This is a genomic window from Bradyrhizobium sp. CCBAU 53351 (genome assembly GCF_015291745.1).
GTDB lineage: Bacteria > Pseudomonadota > Alphaproteobacteria > Rhizobiales > Xanthobacteraceae > Bradyrhizobium.
Genome location: NZ_CP030059.1, coordinates 4330494 through 4346408 on the forward strand (window position 1 = coordinate 4330494; position 15915 = coordinate 4346408).

The 15915-nt window shown below is 59.4% G+C and carries 8 protein-coding genes; 2 read left to right on the top strand and 6 right to left on the bottom strand.

The features are described 5' to 3' along the window. Position 1: 1 nt before the first annotated feature. The 6 genes from XH83_RS20460 to rfbC form a co-directional block, all read right to left on the bottom strand. Positions 2-850, bottom strand: coding sequence for a class I SAM-dependent methyltransferase (locus XH83_RS20460; protein ID WP_194402588.1), 849 nt, complete (start codon positions 848-850; stop codon positions 2-4). A 92-nt stretch (positions 851-942) separates the two neighbouring features. Further along, positions 943-7536: a DUF4082 domain-containing protein gene (locus XH83_RS20465; RefSeq protein WP_246776280.1), complete on the bottom strand. Its 6594-nt coding sequence runs from the start codon at positions 7534-7536 to the stop codon at positions 943-945. Positions 7537-7623: 87 nt separating this feature from the next. Beyond that, on the bottom strand, positions 7624-8526 hold the full coding sequence (gene rfbA, locus XH83_RS20470) for a glucose-1-phosphate thymidylyltransferase RfbA (RefSeq protein ID WP_194402590.1): 903 nt from the start codon (positions 8524-8526) through the stop codon (positions 7624-7626). Next, positions 8435-9424 (bottom strand): dTDP-4-dehydrorhamnose reductase, encoded by a 990-nt coding sequence (rfbD, locus tag XH83_RS20475; RefSeq protein ID WP_194402591.1) that lies wholly within the window; start codon positions 9422-9424, stop codon positions 8435-8437. Before rfbD ends, rfbA begins: the two co-directional genes overlap by 92 nt. A gap of 8 nt (positions 9425-9432) precedes the next feature. Beyond that, positions 9433-10491: a dTDP-glucose 4,6-dehydratase gene (rfbB, locus tag XH83_RS20480; protein ID WP_194402592.1), complete on the bottom strand. Its 1059-nt coding sequence runs from the start codon at positions 10489-10491 to the stop codon at positions 9433-9435. Positions 10492-10501: 10 nt separating this feature from the next. Then, positions 10502-11059, bottom strand: coding sequence for a dTDP-4-dehydrorhamnose 3,5-epimerase (rfbC, locus tag XH83_RS20485; protein ID WP_194402593.1), 558 nt, complete (start codon positions 11057-11059; stop codon positions 10502-10504). 296 nt (positions 11060-11355) lie between these two features. On the opposite strand from rfbC, the gene XH83_RS20490 reads away from it, so the two are divergent. Together XH83_RS20490 and XH83_RS20495 are read left to right on the top strand one after the other, a co-directional pair. Further along, positions 11356-13689, top strand: coding sequence for an AAA family ATPase (locus XH83_RS20490; RefSeq protein WP_194402594.1), 2334 nt, complete (start codon positions 11356-11358; stop codon positions 13687-13689). Between the two features lie 69 nt (positions 13690-13758). Continuing rightward, entirely contained in the window at positions 13759-15846 is a 2088-nt protein-coding gene (locus XH83_RS20495) for a hypothetical protein (protein ID WP_194402595.1), read from the top strand. The last annotated feature ends 69 nt before the right edge of the window (positions 15847-15915 follow it).

Below are 15915 nucleotides of genomic sequence, written 5' to 3' on the forward strand. Positions count from 1 at the left end.
TTTACGTCGGTTGAGATGAATGGCTTGCTCTGCGCGTGTCATTGGGGCGCATTGCTATGACGCAAAGGCAATGATGCAGATGAATGCCTTCGGAGCGATTTGATGGAATACGGGCGGCGTTGTAGGAGGCGTCCGGACGAAACGGCTCCAGGATCTGGAGGCCCGCCTCGGCGTACATGCGGCGAATGGCTCCCTCTTCGTAGGCGATTGACGCTTCCGGCTGATCGTCGTCTTTCACGCGATACTCTCCGTGATCGAACTTCCAGCTATGCTCCACGCTGCCCGTCGTCTGGGTCAGTTCGAGGGTGCGCTTGTTATAGACCAGCCAGGTCGCCACCAGCCGGCCGCCGGGCCTTAGAACCCGCGAGGTCTGCTCCAGGTAATTGCAGGCTCCGCCGGGCAAGATATGCGTGAAGATTGACCCGGCGTAAGCGAAATCAAACCGCTCATCTTGGTAAGGAAAACAATATCGATCCACCGATATCTGCTCGTTCGGGCTCCATCGCGTTGCGACCCTCGCGAGCTGGAATTGGAAGTTGGGCCGCCGAGTGCTGATCTTGCTACGACACCAATCAACCAGCTCTTCCTTGATATCGAAGCCATCGTAGCTTCCCCTCCCGTTCAGATAGCGGGAGAGCGGGATAGCCAAGCGGCCAACGCCACACGCAATGTCGAGAACGCGATGCGACGGCCGCAGGCCGGCCATCTCAACGAAAAACTCCAATTGGTCACGTCCGGTATCGTGAAAATCAAACCATGTCGGCGAGATCCAGCCGCGCAGGCGCCGCGGCGGCAGTCCGGCCACGGCATAAGAGAGCCGGTCGTACGCGGCACGCAGCACATTCCGCACGGGTTGCGGTGTCACACGTCGCGCGAGCGTAACGGGCGACGCGATCGTTCGTGATAGGCTCGACATGATCTCCCTTTCTTGTCTATGCAGCTCTATGCAGCGAGCTGCGGCCTGAAGAGTACGTCGACCGCATAGCTGGTCGCGCCGAAGCTGTTGGTCGGAAACAGGCTGCCGGATCCATACGCGTAGACTCCGTTGCCTCCGCTCGACGACGATGACGGAGCCGTTAGTGGTCCGTTCGTCACCGCATTGGCAAACAGATTTGGATCGTCCGAATAGTTGCCCGCAGTGTGGTAGGAGGCGACATAGGTCGTCCCTGCCGTGATCGTAACCGGTGTCGCGAAGTTCACCTGCTGCCAGCCGCTCGCCGTCTCGTTGGTGAACGTGGCAGTGGCCAGCAGGGCCCCTGTGGTGGTCCAGAGATCGGCGACATGCTGACCCGTGTTGGATGGCCCCTTGTAGAAGCGCAGGCCTACAATGTCGCCCGACACGGACGCCTGGAACTTCATGCCAAGCTCGACCGAATTCGGATCATTAACCGTCACGACGCTGGGCGTTGGATTGGAGCTGAACAGGCTTACGGTGGTTGCCGACGGCGCATGAACGGTCACGCTCGCACTAGCGCTTGCTGAGCCGCCCCTCCCGTCGGAAACGGCGTAGTTGAATGATGCCGGCCCGGTATACCCGTCGGCGGGAGTGAACGTCACCGTGTTGTTCTGGGCACTGAAACTGACGGTGCCGCTGACAGCCCCGCTGACGCCCGTGATTGTCAGCGCGTCCCCATTCGGATCGGTATCGTTTGCGAGAAGGGCCGACCCGGAAATACTGAGCGGCACGTTTTGGGTGGCGTTGAAGCCACTGTCGTTATTGGCGACCGGAGGCTGGTTCGTGCCGCCAGCGGCATTGCTGAACAAGACATCGACCCAATAATTGGTCGCCCCGAACGTGCTGGTCGGAAACATATTTCCCGTTCCGTAGGTGTAGACACCATTGGTGCTCGCGAAGGCCGTGAGCGGGCCACTCGTTCGCGCGGTGGTGAAATAGTTCGGCGTATCGGCGTAGTGGCTGTTGCTGTGGAAGCTCGCGACGTAGGTGGCTCCGGCCGCGATCGATACCGGGCTACTGAATGTGAGGGTCTGCCAGCCGCTGCTGCTCTCGTTGGAGAAGGTCGCGCTGGCGAGCAGCGTTCCCGTACTGCTCCACAGTGATCCGGTGTGAGTGCCTGTGTCGTTCGGACTCTTGTAGTACTTGATGCCGGTAATCGTGCCGGCAGCCGAGGACGTAAATCGGACACCAAGATTGACCTGAGATGTGTCGGACGTCGACAGCACCGAAGGCGTATCGGAAGCGGAGAACAAGCTGATGGAGGTCGCGCCCACCGCGATATTGAACGTTTCGCTCACCGTGAGACCACCGAGATCCGTCGCGACGGTCTTCAGGCTGAGCGTGCCGATGTCGGCTGAGGTCGGCGTGCCACTGAAAGTCCGTGTCGAGCCGTCGAAAGCCAACCAGGCAGGAAGCGCCGAGCCGTCGGCGGCAGTTGCCGTGTAGGTGAGTGTGTCGCCGGTATCGACGTCGGTGAAGGTGCCGGCCGGCAGCGTCAGCGAGAACGCCGAGCCCACCGTTGCGGTCTGGCTGCCGGTCTGGATCGCAAGTACCGGCGCATCATTTGCGCCATGAATGGTGATCGTGAGCGTTGTCGACGATGTCGCGCCGGCGGCATCACGCATTGTATAACTGAAGACGTCCGACAGCGTGGTGGACGCAAGCCGCAGGGCCTGCACGGCCGCATCCGTCTCATTGACCGTGTAGGTGAAGGCGCCTGACGCGTTGAGCACGAGACTTCCATGAGCGCCGTTCAGAGCGGCGCCGAGCGTGCCGGGGGTCGAACCGAAGCTGACCGCAGTCACGGTCTTGGTGTCGCCGGCATCTGGATCAGTGTCGTTGGTCAGCACGTTTCCCGCGGCGGACGCCCCCGCGGTGCTGTTGTTGACACCGCCTTTCTCGGTCGCGTCGCCCGCGTCGGCAATCGCTGTCGGCGGCGTGTTCGGGGTCGTCGTTACGGTGATATTGAACGTTTCGCTTGCAGCAAGGCTACCGAGATCGGTCGCGGTCGTCTTCACGCTTAGCGTACCAACATCGGCCGACGATGGAGTACCGCTGAAAGTCCGGGTTGATGGGGCAAAGGTGAGCCAGGCAGGAAGTGCGGAGCCGCTGGCTGTCGTCGCTGCGTAGGTGAGCGAATCGCCGGAATCGACGTCGGTGAAGGTGCCGGCCGACAGCGTCAGCGAGAACGCCGAACCCACCGTTGCGGTTTGGCTGCCGGTCTGGATCGCAAGTACCGGCGCATCATTTGCTCCATGAATGGTGATCGTGAGCGTTGTCGAGGATGTCGCGCCGGCGGCATCACGCATTGTATAATTGAAGACGTCCGACAGCGTGGTGGACGCAAGCCGCAGGGCCTGCACGGCCGCATCCGTCTCATTGACTGTATAGGTGAAGGCGCCTGACGCGTTGAGCACGAGACTTCCATGAGCGCCGTTCAGAGCGGCGCCGAGCGTGCCGGAGGTCGAACCGAAGCTGACCGCAGTCACGGTCTTGGTGTCGCCGGCATCTGGATCAGTGTCGTTGGTCAGCACGTTTCCCGCGGCGGACGACCCCCCGGTGCTGTTGTTGACACCGCCTTTCTCGGTCGCGTCGCCCGCGTCGGCAACCGCTGTCGGCGGCGTGTTGGTACTCGCGGATCCGTTGAAAATCACGTCGACATAATAATTCGTTGCTTTGAAGACGTTCGATGGAAATATGGCTCCGGCTCCGTAACTATACACGCCATTTCCCGTGGCGGCAGCGCTCAGCTGGCCATTGGAGATCGAGGTGGTGAAATAGTTCTGAGTGTCTGAATAATTGCCGTTGGTGTGATAGGAAGCGACATACGTCGTGCCCGCGGTAATGGATATCGGGCTCGAGAAATTAACCTGCTGCCAACCGCTAGCGGTCTCACTCGCGAAGGTCGCGGTGCCGAGCAGCGTTCCGGTCGAACTCCAGAGATGCGCGACGTGGGTACCTGTGTTGAGCGAGCCCTTGTAGAAGCGCAGCCCCGTTATAGTTCCGTTGGCCGATGCGCTGAACTTGAGGCCCACCTCGACCGAGCTTGTGTCGCCGGAGTTGGCAACGCTTGGCGTGTCATTGGTGCCGAACAGGCTCTGGGCGGATAGCGGATAGTTGACATTGAGGAAGACCTGGCCCGTTCCGCTGGCGCCCGAGGCGTCCGTGATCGTATACGCGAATTGCGCCGCTCCCGCGTAATTAACGGCTGGATTGAATGTCACCGTCTGGGTTTGGACATTGTAACTTACGGAGCCGTTAGCCGGATTACTTACGCCACTGATCGAAAAGGACAGACCGGCCGGATCTGTATCGTTGGCGAGCAGTTCCGATGCCGCGATATTCAGCACACCGTTCTGCGTGACCTTGAAGCCGCTATCGTTGTTGGCCTGCGGCAGCTGGCTGGTATCCTTGAAGACAACATCGACCCAGTAATTGTCAGCATCCGTCATCGAGATATTGGAGGGGAAGAGCGGTCCCGGGCCATAAGCGTAGACGCCGTTCAGGCCGCCACCTGTCGCGGTCAATGAGCCGCTGGTGTGACCTGGATTGTCGAAATAGAAATCGGTCGTGGAATAGTGGCCGGTGTTGGTATGATAGGAGGCGATGTAGGTCACCCCGGCCTGTATATGGACCGGCGTCGTGAAGTTGACTTGTTGCCAGCCGCTTGCGGTTTCGTTGGTGAATGTTGCGCTGGCGAGCAGCGTCCCGGTCGACGTCCAGAGATCGCCGAGATGCGTCCCCGTGTTTTGAGTGCTCTTATAGAAGCGGATGCCTGTGATATCGCCGGAGGCTGCTGAAACGAACTTGAGCCCCAACTCCACGGCGGCGCTGTCCGGAGTGTTGACGACCGCCGGAGTGTCCGTGGGACTGAAGATCGTCAAATTCGAAGATGGCGTTACCGTGTAAGCAACGCCCGTGCCTGGGACTTCTAGGTTTAAACTGTCGTCGACGGCCCTGCTCTGGATCTTCAACTGTCCCGGCGCGCCTGCGGCAAACGTATAGGTCCAGGTGACATTGGACGCTCCCACGGTGCTGTTGGCCGGATGCCAGGTGCTGCCGCCGTCGGATGATACTTCAACACCACCGATGACCCCACCGGCGTCGCTTGCCGCTCCAGTCACGGTGATAGACTGGCCCTCCACAACGCTTGTGGCGGAGAGATTGGTAATCGTGGAGGTCGGATTCGTGTGGTCGGTCGATTGGGTGGCAATCACCAGGCTGGCCTGCAGCGTCGCAGGCTGAACGCCCATGTCAGCGAACAGGTTGACCATGGCCTGTTGGACATTCCGATCAGTCGGCGTTAGTGGGGCTATGTTGTACTGGTCATGGTCCGATGCAAGACCCCAGGACCAGAACACGGTGCCCGCGCCGAAAACAAGGGCACCACTCACGGGATCCCGAAACTCTACGAGACCGTGGGTGGCTGTACCGTTGCCCGTGGTATTGCCGTAATCGAGCAAGTACTTCGTGGTTTGCAGCGTGGTCGAGGAGACACTCACCAGACCGGCCGGGCGAAACCCATTATCCGGTGATGCGTCCCATTCATAGCCGAGCAGGTTCGGCGTCAGAGACGCAGTCTGGCCTTGCGCGGTCCCAGCAATCGGCGCGTTGCGCCAAAGCCTCAACTGCGTCATTCCATACGGGATCCTGATCGTGCCGTAGGAATCTCCGTCGACCTGGAAGACCGTTCCGGTCAGTGCGTTAGAGGGGATACCCGACATGCCTCCGGTCGACGCAAAGCGGGCGTCCATAAACGTTCCTGTCGCAGTCCCTGTCGGGTCGATCAATTGGTTGGCATGGGTGTCCTTGTACGAGATCAAAGTCCGATTGGCCGTGTGACTGGCATCAATGCTGGCTGACAGCCTGGTCTGCCAATACACTTCGTTGCCGCTCAGAAAAGTCAGATTGACGCCGGCATGGCCGGCCGCTTGGACGTTGGCGAACTGGCTGTCGGTCCAGTACTCGTCGTGACCCACATCCATATAGATTTGATGATTGAGCAGCAGCGATCCGTTTGTGGCCGCATCGATGCCCGAAATGTAAGAAACGTCGTATCCGTTCTGCTCGAGCCAATAGATTGCCGGATATTCGGCCGAAAATACCATGTCGTTGGAAGAGCTCGAGAGTCCGCCGTCGCGCGTGGTAATGGGACGATTGTAGCTCACGGCGTAGGCGGAGCCGTTCACGCCAGGTCCGTTGCCGCTGTAGAGATTGGCTCCGCCCCAAGGGTTATAGGCCTGCCAGGTCTGATCGGCGGTCTGAAACACGATCGCGCTTTGTGACGCATCATTGCGGACCACGAATGGAATTTGGAACACCTGTGTTCCGTCGATGACGTTGGCGATGTACACGCCAGAGACCGCGTCGGCCGGCACGTTCCAGGAGTCGGTCACGCTCCAATTGCCGGCATCGACCAGGCCGGTCGAGCTGTCTTTCAACGGCGCCGGTTGCACGACGGAGGTTGCAGCTTGATGCTGCACCGTCGTGATCAGCCTGGCGCCGTTGCCTCCGTAGTAACCAAGCCGGTAGACATCGATGTGATAGTTCGGCGTGCCCGTCTGGTTGTTGATCTTGAATTGGACGGACCCGCCGACATTAGTGCTTATCGCCGTCGTGAACCCTTGGATTTTGGTCGAATTTGCGCCAACATCAATCTGCCAGATGTTCGGCGATGTGCCTTGCTTCTGATTTTCCAGAACGATCGGGTTCGTAACTGGATCTGCAACGGCTGTGCCGCCCTGCCCATCACTTGCAAAGGTCCAGTTCGAGTCCTGGCCGGAGAACAGCAGGGTGACGTTGCCAGCTCCATTGCTGAAATCGACCGTGCTGATGTTTGAGCTCCGGTCGTAATGGACGGATGCTGACATCGTCGACGTGAAGGCGAGATCCCTGAGGTCTATCAGATTACCGGCTGAAAGCGGCCGATCCGGCGACGAACTTCCGATCAGGCCATGGAATTGGGCAGAGCGATCGAGAACCAAGGTGCCGACGTCCGTCTCGAAGGAGACGGTTATTCCAGAGAATGAACCGTTGACGAGTTGCCCGGAGACCGCCCCTCTGATCTCGAGAACTGATCTGTCGGCAATCGTGAAGTGTCCCGCTCCCCGAACCTCGCCTTTGAAGTCCGCTGCAACACTCCTTTCCCCGCTGGACCGTTCGAGCTTTATGCTGCCATTGTTGACAGTGTCACCTTCAACTACAAAGGAAGACTCTCGTCCGAGCGCAATAGCCGCGCCCGCATCAACTGTCAGGCTGCCGACATCAACATTGAGCCTGGTTGTGACGACATAAGATCCCGGGGCGTCGATGAAGGCGCTGGACACGGCGTCCGGCATGCCGCGGCTCCAGTTCGCAGCGACGTTCCAATAGCCGCCGCTCGAACTGATCCAATGCGTCGCATCGGTCCTGGAACGTGAAGGCCCAATCGCTCCCCGCAGATCGGACACCTGCCGGGCGGCTAAACCGCCGCTCCCGGACGCATTCCAGGGCGGCACGAGCAAATCACTCTCGCTGAAATCACTCTCTCCCCAGAGGAGAGGCCTTGCTCGATAAAAAAAGCTCGCCTTTTGATATAGCATGGCCAGCCTACCAATCTCTCAAGGAATGCATCTAAATTAAATATGCAGCGCCAGTCAATTATTTAAAATAAAAATCACGAAATTAAATCAAGCGTCGGCTGCGACGTCGGGAGACATCCCGGGCAAGCGCAGGAGTTCGTTCAGATACCTGCCGTATCCGCTCTTCTCCAGTGGCTGAATCAGTCCGCGAAGCTGATCTTGACTGATGAATCCCTGGCGAAAGGCGACCTCCTCAACGCAAGCCACCTTCATGCCTTGCCGCTTTTCCAGCGTCTGGACGAACGTCCCTGCATCGATAAGCGACTCGACAGTGCCCGTATCCAACCATGCGAATCCCCTTCCCATGCGCTCGACGTGGAGAGCGCCGGCCGCGAGATAGCGCATTTGCAGATCGGTGATCTCGAGTTCTCCCCGGGGGGACGGTTCGACACTGCGGGCATACCGCACAACCCGGTTGTCGAAAAAATACAGACCGGTGACGGCCCAGTTCGATGTCGGCCTTCTCGGCTTCTCGTCGATTCGTAGTGGGCGGCCGGCGTCGTCAAACGTAACAACGCCGTACCGCTCAGGATCGCGCACGTGATACGCGAACACGGTTGCGCCTTCCTCGCGGGCCGCGGCTTTCACGAGCAGTTCGCGCAAACCGCCGCCGAAAAAGATGTTGTCCCCGAGTACCATCGCGACGCGATCAGTTCCGATGAAATCGGCGCCTACAATAAACGCTTCAGCAAGCCCGCCCGGGCGCGGTTGTTCGGCATAGCTGAGCCGGATTCCCCACTGGCTTCCGTTCCCGAGCAATCGCTCGAACTGGGATCGGTCCGCCGGGGTCGTGATGATCAGGATCTCGCGGATGCCTGCCAGCATCAGTGTCGACAGCGGATAGTAGATCATCGGCTTGTCATAGATGGGCAGCAGCTGCTTGCTGACCACACGTGTGATCGGGTAGAGCCGTGTTCCGCTGCCGCCAGCCAGGACGATTCCCTTCAGCATCGGTGTCTGCTCCTTCGACAAGTTGGTCGAGACAGGTTTCGAGAGATTGGCGCCAGCAGGGTAATCGAATTCCAAACACGCGTTCTGCTTTGGATGACTCCAGGCGCGAGTTTACTGGCCTGCGCGCAGCGCTCGGATACTGCGCTGTCGTGATCGCTTCCAGCGTCGGCGGTCGCCCTCCCCGACGGGATAAACCATCGAAGATTGCCTCGGCAAAGCCATGCCAGCTCGTTGTTCCCTGGCCGGCCACATGGAAGATGCCCGCCGCTGTGCGGCGGTCATCGGTGAGCGACCGCTGTGCAATTTTCAGCAGCGCTGCGGCCAGATCCGCGGCCGACGTTGGGCTTCCGGATTGGTCGCAAACGACCCTTACGATCGGGCGCGTTTCGGCCAGCCGCAACATTGTCCGAACGAAGTTGCTGCCTATCGAGCTGTAGATCCACGACGACCTGACGACGGTCGCCAGGGGATGCGCCGCCAATACGGCCGCCTCGCCGGCCAGCTTTGATGCACCGTATGTGTTCAGCGGCGCCGGCACGTCGGCCTCGTCATAAGCCTCGCGCTTGGCACCGTCGAAGACGTAATCGGTGGACAAGTGCAAAAATGGAAGGTTCCTCTGCCATGCAACATCCGCCAGCGCAGCCGCGCCGTCGCGATTGATGCTGAAGGCCTTTCCGACCTCGGACTCCGCGAGGTCCACAGCCGTATAGGCCGCGGCATTAATGATCATGCAGGGGGCGATCGAGGCGACCGTCCTGTCGATCCCGTCCCGGACCTCAAGGTCGAGCTCCTTGCGCCCGAGGGCAACCGCAGACAGGCCGCGAAGAGCAGCGGCATCACGAAGGCAGCTGCCCAATTGGCCATTTCGACCAGCAATCAGAATCGGTCGTTCGATCATTGGCAGCCTCAGTGTTGGGTGGCTGGAAGGCCAAGACGCGAGCCGTCGTAAACCATGCTGCGAGCCCGCGCCCACCAGGCGCCGCTGGCCAGATACCATTCCACCGTCTCGGCGAGACCTTGTTCGAAGCTTCGGGTCGGCCGCCAGCCCAGCTCGCTGCGAGCTTTGGACGCATCGATCGCGTAACGTGCGTCGTGTCCCGGACGATCCGGCACGAACGAAATCAACGATCGCCTCGCTGCTGGCCCGGGACGCAATCGATCAAGCGTTTCACAAATCTGGGTGACGACTTCCAGGTTGGAGCGTTCGCTGTCGCCGCCGAAATTATACTTCTCTCCGGCCCTGCCATCGCTTAGCAGCCTGATCAGGCCTGCTGCGTGGTCCTCGACATGAAGCCAATCCCGCACGTTGCTTCCGTCGCCGTAGACAGGCAACGACTTGTATTCAATCGCGTTGAGAATTGTCAGCGGAATGAGCTTTTCCGGGAATTGGAATGGTCCGTAGTTGTTCGAACAGTTCGACACGATCACCGGCAAGCCATAGGTCTTGTACCAGGCGAGCGCGAGGTGGTCCGAGGCCGCTTTGCTCGCTGAATAGGGAGAACTCGGCCGATAAGGGGTATCTTCCCGGAAGCAGTCGGCCGGCCCCAATGAACCGTACACCTCGTCCGTCGACACGTGTATGAACCTGAACTGTCTCTTCCGCTGACTCGACAGCCCGTCGTAATATCGCCTGGCTGCCTCCAGTAGAGTGTAAGTGCCGACAATGTTGGTACTGATGAACGTTGCCGAGCCGGTAATCGACCGATCGACATGGCTTTCGGCCGCCAAGTGGATAACCGCGCTCGGCTCCCATTTGTGGAATAAGCGAGTGACCGCCTCCTGATCGCAGATGTCCTGCTGTTCAAATCGATAGCGGCTGGTACCGTCGATGGAGGCCAACGAGGCCAAATTGGCTGCGTAGGTCAACTTGTCGACATTGACGACCGAGGCCTCGGCTTCCAAGGCCAATTGGCGGCAGACCGCGGACCCGATAAATCCCGCCCCACCCGTCACCAGAACACGCATGAGACGTCCTCTACTCAAACACGGGAGTAAGCTGACCGAAGGTGGGAAGCGCTCGATCCTTCGGCGAAAGCTGGGCCTCTGTGGCCTTCACCGGCCACTCAATTGCCAATTCGGGATCGGCCCAGTAGACGCCGCCATCGTGCTCCGGCGAGTAGACTTCATCGACTTTATAAAGGACGGTGGTTTGAGGCTCGAGCGTACAGAAGCCGTGAGCGAACCCTTTCGGAACGAGCAACTGCTCGTCACTCTCGCTATCCAACTTGACCGAGACGTGCTTGCCGAACGTCGGCGACCGACGCCGCAGATCGAGCACCACATCAAGGATCGCTCCTCTCAACACGCGAACGAGCTTGGCCTGCGCGAAGGGAGGCCGCTGGAAGTGCAATCCGCGAACCGTGCCGACGCGCTCGGAGCATGACTGATTGTCCTGGATAAAGTCTTGGGAAATCCCATTTTCGACAAACGCAGAGCGACGGAACGTTTCGCAGAAATAGCCCCGCGTATCGGAAAAACGCTTTAATCGGACGACCTTTACGTCCGGAATCGCCAAACTTCGCACTTCCAGCATGACCGCACGCTCCGATACGCAGCGCTATCGCTCGGACGATCGGCCTGATCCCCTAATGTCCTGAACCGAGCGCCTTCGCCAACCAGTTCCGCTTCGCTCCGTTCGCGGTAGACATCGGTTCAATCGGCCGTCGCACCCTTCCTCATCCCAATTAATTATTCCCACAATTAATGCCAAAGCTATATTTAATTGGCAATACAAATTTTATCCTATATATTATTTTAAATGTGACAGTGGCCCAATATCCGCCGCGGGATTGCTCCCGCGCGATTGCCGACAGCCGAGAGAAATGTCCGATGCTGCAGACCAATACGCTCCAGAACGATGGGTCACGTCTCCCTCCCCCCATTCAAATGCAGCTGAACCGACAGAGCACAGGAGGCATCGGCGAGCTCATTAAATTCGCGCTGGTATTTATACGGCGGCAATACCTCGTCATCATTTTCGTCACTGTCCTCGCAGGTGCCGCTAGCCTCGTTTACCTGAGACTGGTCTCGCCGGCCTATACGGCGCAGGTACAGGTCCTGTTCGAAAATCCAAGGGCGCAGTTCCTTCAGAAACAATCGCTTCTTTCCGAACCGCTCCTCGACGTTACCCAGATCGAGACGCAACTGCAGATCATCAAATCGCAGGCGACTGCTGCAACCGTGATCAAGCAGTTGAAATTGGCCGATCACCAAGACTTTAGGGAGGGCCGGTCGCTGCAGTCCTGGTTGATGGGGTGGCTTCAACGATGGCGGCCAGATCCGTCAGAAGGTGCGCCACCTGCCCCGCGGGAGCAGCCCTCGGAAGCAACGATTGCAATCTTTCTGGATCGCCTGTCTGCAGGTCGAGTTGGCTATAGTCACGTCATTGAAATCGCATTCACCGCGAGTGATCCAGCGCTGGCGGCAGAGATCGCGAACGCTATTGCGAGAGCCTACATCAATGATCAGCTCGAGGCGAAATTTGAAGCCACGCGAACTGCAACGAGTTGGCTGCAGGAACGGCTGCGGAGCCTCGGAGAGGAGGCGCTGACCGCCGAACGTGGAGTCGAGGCTTACAAATCTCAAAATAACATCGTATCGCCCGGGGGAAAGCCGATCGACGAGCAGCAGATCACAGAACTCAACACCCGGCTGGCTACCGCTCGCGCGCAGAGTTCAGAAGCCGCGGCCAAGCTGTCGCGCTACGAAGCTCTTCTCGGCGTCGACCCGGCAAAACCATCCTCGATCGGCAATCTGGACGCCATCGGCTCCGACGCGATGAACAGTCCAATCATTACATCGCTACGCCAGCAGTATCTCGAACTCGCCAGGCGTGAGGCCGAATTGTCCGCCCGCGTCGGCCGAGATCATCTCGCGGTGGTCAACGTTCGAAACAGGCTGCGCGAATTTCGCGTTTCCATTCTGGACGAGGTTAAGCGACTTTCCGAGATCAGCCGCAGCGAAGCCGAACTTGCAAAGCAGCGGCAGCAGGAGATCGAAAAGCGTCTTTCCGTGGCCATTGCGCAGTCGCGCCTCACGAACTCGGCGGAGCTGACAATAAGAGATTTGGAAAGTCGGGCGAAGAGTCTGCGGGCCCTCTACGACACATTCCTTCAGCAATATATGGGCTCGGCGCAGCAGGAGACCTTCCCGATCTCAGAAACCCGCATCATCTTCCCCGCTTCTGCCGCTCAAACCAAGAGCAAACCGAAAGCGAAGGTCGTGCTGAGCTTCGGTCTTCTGGGAGGGCTCGCGCTGGGACTGCTCCTCGGTTTCGTGCGAGACGTCATGGATCGCGTTTTCCGCACGTCTTCACAGCTAGAAGCAGCGCTGGACCTGCCTTGCCTATCTCTCGTGCCGATCCAGAGCTTGCCCAGGCAGCAAAGGTCGGCGGCTCGGCCGCAGCAGGCACAGGAAGCCCCGAACCAACGCATACTTCCGAGCGCTCCGGACATTCATCGCGCCGTCGTGAGCATGCCTCTCTCGCGGTACACCGAGGCGATCCGATCAATCAAGATCGCGATCGACCATAGCCCGGCGAAGACTCCCAACCAGGTGATTGGCGTGACTTCGGCCCTTCCAAATGAGGGCAAGACCACGATTGCCGCTTCCGTGGCACAACTTATCGGGCACAGCGGAAAGAAAGTGATCATCGTCGACTGCGATCTTCGGAATCCATCGCTTTCGGCTCGGCTCGTCCCAAAGGCCGTGGATGGCATTATTGAAGTCTTGAGGGGGACTCGTTCACTCGAAGAGGCGGTATGGCGGGATCCGAACACGACTCTTGCCGTTCTTCCGGCCGTTCAGCGTGGGTCCGTACTTCACTCAAGCGAACTCTTGTGCGACGGCTCGATCTGCAGGCTGTTTGATCGTCTGCGACAAAGCTATGACTATATCATTGTCGATCTTCCGCCGCTGAGCCCGCTTGTCGACGTACGGGTCACCGCTCCTCTGATCGATTGCTACGTTCTCGTCGTCGAGTGGGGACGCACGAAGATCGACGTCGTGCAGCATGCACTGCACACCGCCCCGACGATCTCGGACTCGCTGATCGGCGCAGTACTGAACAAGACTGACATCAAGGCGATGGCCCGATACGACGCCCACCGAAGCGATTATTACGATGACAGTCACTACGTTCGATATGGTCTTTCGAGCTCCTGAGCGGCCTTTCGCCATGCATCATGAGCCTGCCGGTCCAAGCGTTGACTCAAGCCCGAGGGGTGACGTTGTATGCTGGACAAGTTTCTGATTGTGGCACTCTTGGTGTCCGTCGCCGCGGCTTTTGCAACACCCGAATTTCCGCAAGCGCAAGTTCTTTGTCCTGCTCTTCTCGCGATCGCGGTGCTGGCAGCCGCAGTTTTCACCTCATCCTTCGCAATCGCGCGCCTGGTACGACGGTTACGACTGTTTCTGCTCGTCATTCTCGTTGTACCGGCGGTCTACATGACTGTTCAACTCGTTCCAATTCCGATCCACGGGGCCGGCAATCCGATATGGGCCGCTGCATCGGCTGCATTGAATGCCCCCCCTTCTGAACGGCTCACGGTGGACATCGATGCAACCGTGCAAGCATTCTTGCAATACATTGCTGCTGTCGCCCTCGCGCTCATCGCGGCCATCGTCGCGCTGGATAGACAGCGCGCGTGGCAACTCCTCACCATGCTGGTCTCGGTCTCAGCGATCGTCAGTGCGTACTTGCTAATGCGACAGATGATGGGAGCTGACGGTCTCTCGCCCGTCGGCACTCCCGTACCCGTCGTGACCGACGCAGCACCCTCGGTGCTGGGCTTGGTGATGTCGGCAGCGATGGCGGCCCGCGCGTTCGAGGAATGCCGCCAGGCCAAGCAACTCTCGTTTCAGCTGGCGGCGCCCTTATCGTTCGCAATGCTGGCAACGTTTCTCTGCCTGTCGGCGATCCTTGCCAGGGCAGACGGAACGGGAACTGCCATAGCTGCACTGCTTGGAGCGGGAATCGTTTTCGCCGCGTTCGCGATCCAGAACTGGTTCTATGGGGTTTGGGGAATGGCGAGCGTGTTTGCCACGGCCGCAATTCTCTTTTTGGCGGCCTTCACCCTGCTGCCGGTGCGGCCGAATACCGATCTCGCGATCGCCCTATCTGCGCAGCACCCGGCGGCGACTGAACGGATGCTGCAAGATGCCGGCCAGGTTGGGTCCGGTGCAGGAACGTACGTGGCGCTGCTGCCGATCCACCGCGATATCGGAGGGCCTTCATCGCGAGAGCGGCCGACCGCTGCCGCCGTCATCGCCATCGAAATGGGCCGCCCTTTCCTGTATGGGCTGTTGATAGTTGCGGTACTTGCCGCCTCGGCTTTGCTTAGATGTTCCCTGCAGCGAAGGCGGGACTACGCTTACGCCGCTATTGGTTCTGGTGCTGCGGCTGCGCTAGCCATGCTGGCCTTGGTCGAGGACGGTATTCTCGAGTTCGGCACATCGCTGTTGGCGGCCGCCGCGTTAGGGTTGGCAGTTGCCCAAAGCCAGCGTGATACGGCTACTGCGGCCTTGTCGCCGCAATCAACGCGCTCCGTAAGGGAGCCGGATAGCTCGGATCCGGCATCTAAGCCAGCCCGCCAACATGGCAATGTATCCATGCGTATTGGATTGGGCTCTGTCGCTGTCGCCCTGTGCGCGCAAACGGTCTGGCTATACACTCACCCGCGGTATCCGAGCGGATTGCCGCTTGAAGCGCCTTCCGTCAACCAAGCGGCACGCCAGGCGTCCGTAGGGGCGCCGCGTTCGGGCTCACTGCGCGGGGACGGCGATTTGCATCCGAGGACACCTGTTCTTGAACCGTTGCCCATCGCCAACGAAGCCGCAGCGTCAAAGCCGGAGATCGGAGCCGATCCGGCTGCGCCGACTGCATTGGCACGGGCACTGCGGTACTCACCGCTACGAGGTGATCTTTGGCTCAAGCTTGCGGCGCTCTCGAGGGAGCAGAGATCGGCGGAATACGACGTCGCAGCTCTACTGAAACTGTCGTACTACACAGCGCCAAGCGATTTGGCCCTACTTCCGCTACGACTGACTGTCGCTCTCGGCGAGGTCTCGACGGTAAACGAACCGGAACTGCGTGAACTCGTGCAACGTGACATCAAGATTGCCCTGACCAAACAGCCCAGTCTCCGCCCCGCTCTTGTTGCCGCCTATCAGTCGGCATCCGCGGAAGGAAAGAGCATGGTGAACAATCTGATTGCGGAGCGGGATTCAGCCGCTCTTCAAAGGAAGGAAATCCGGGCTCCTGCGCCCGGAACGGTCGTCTCTCCGCCGAACAGTGCACCGGGCCGCGGCACCGGTCGGTAACTCTCGAGGTATTTTGCTCGATCCGATAATGCCGCACGGGTCGAACCTCACCAAGCGCGGCCAATATTT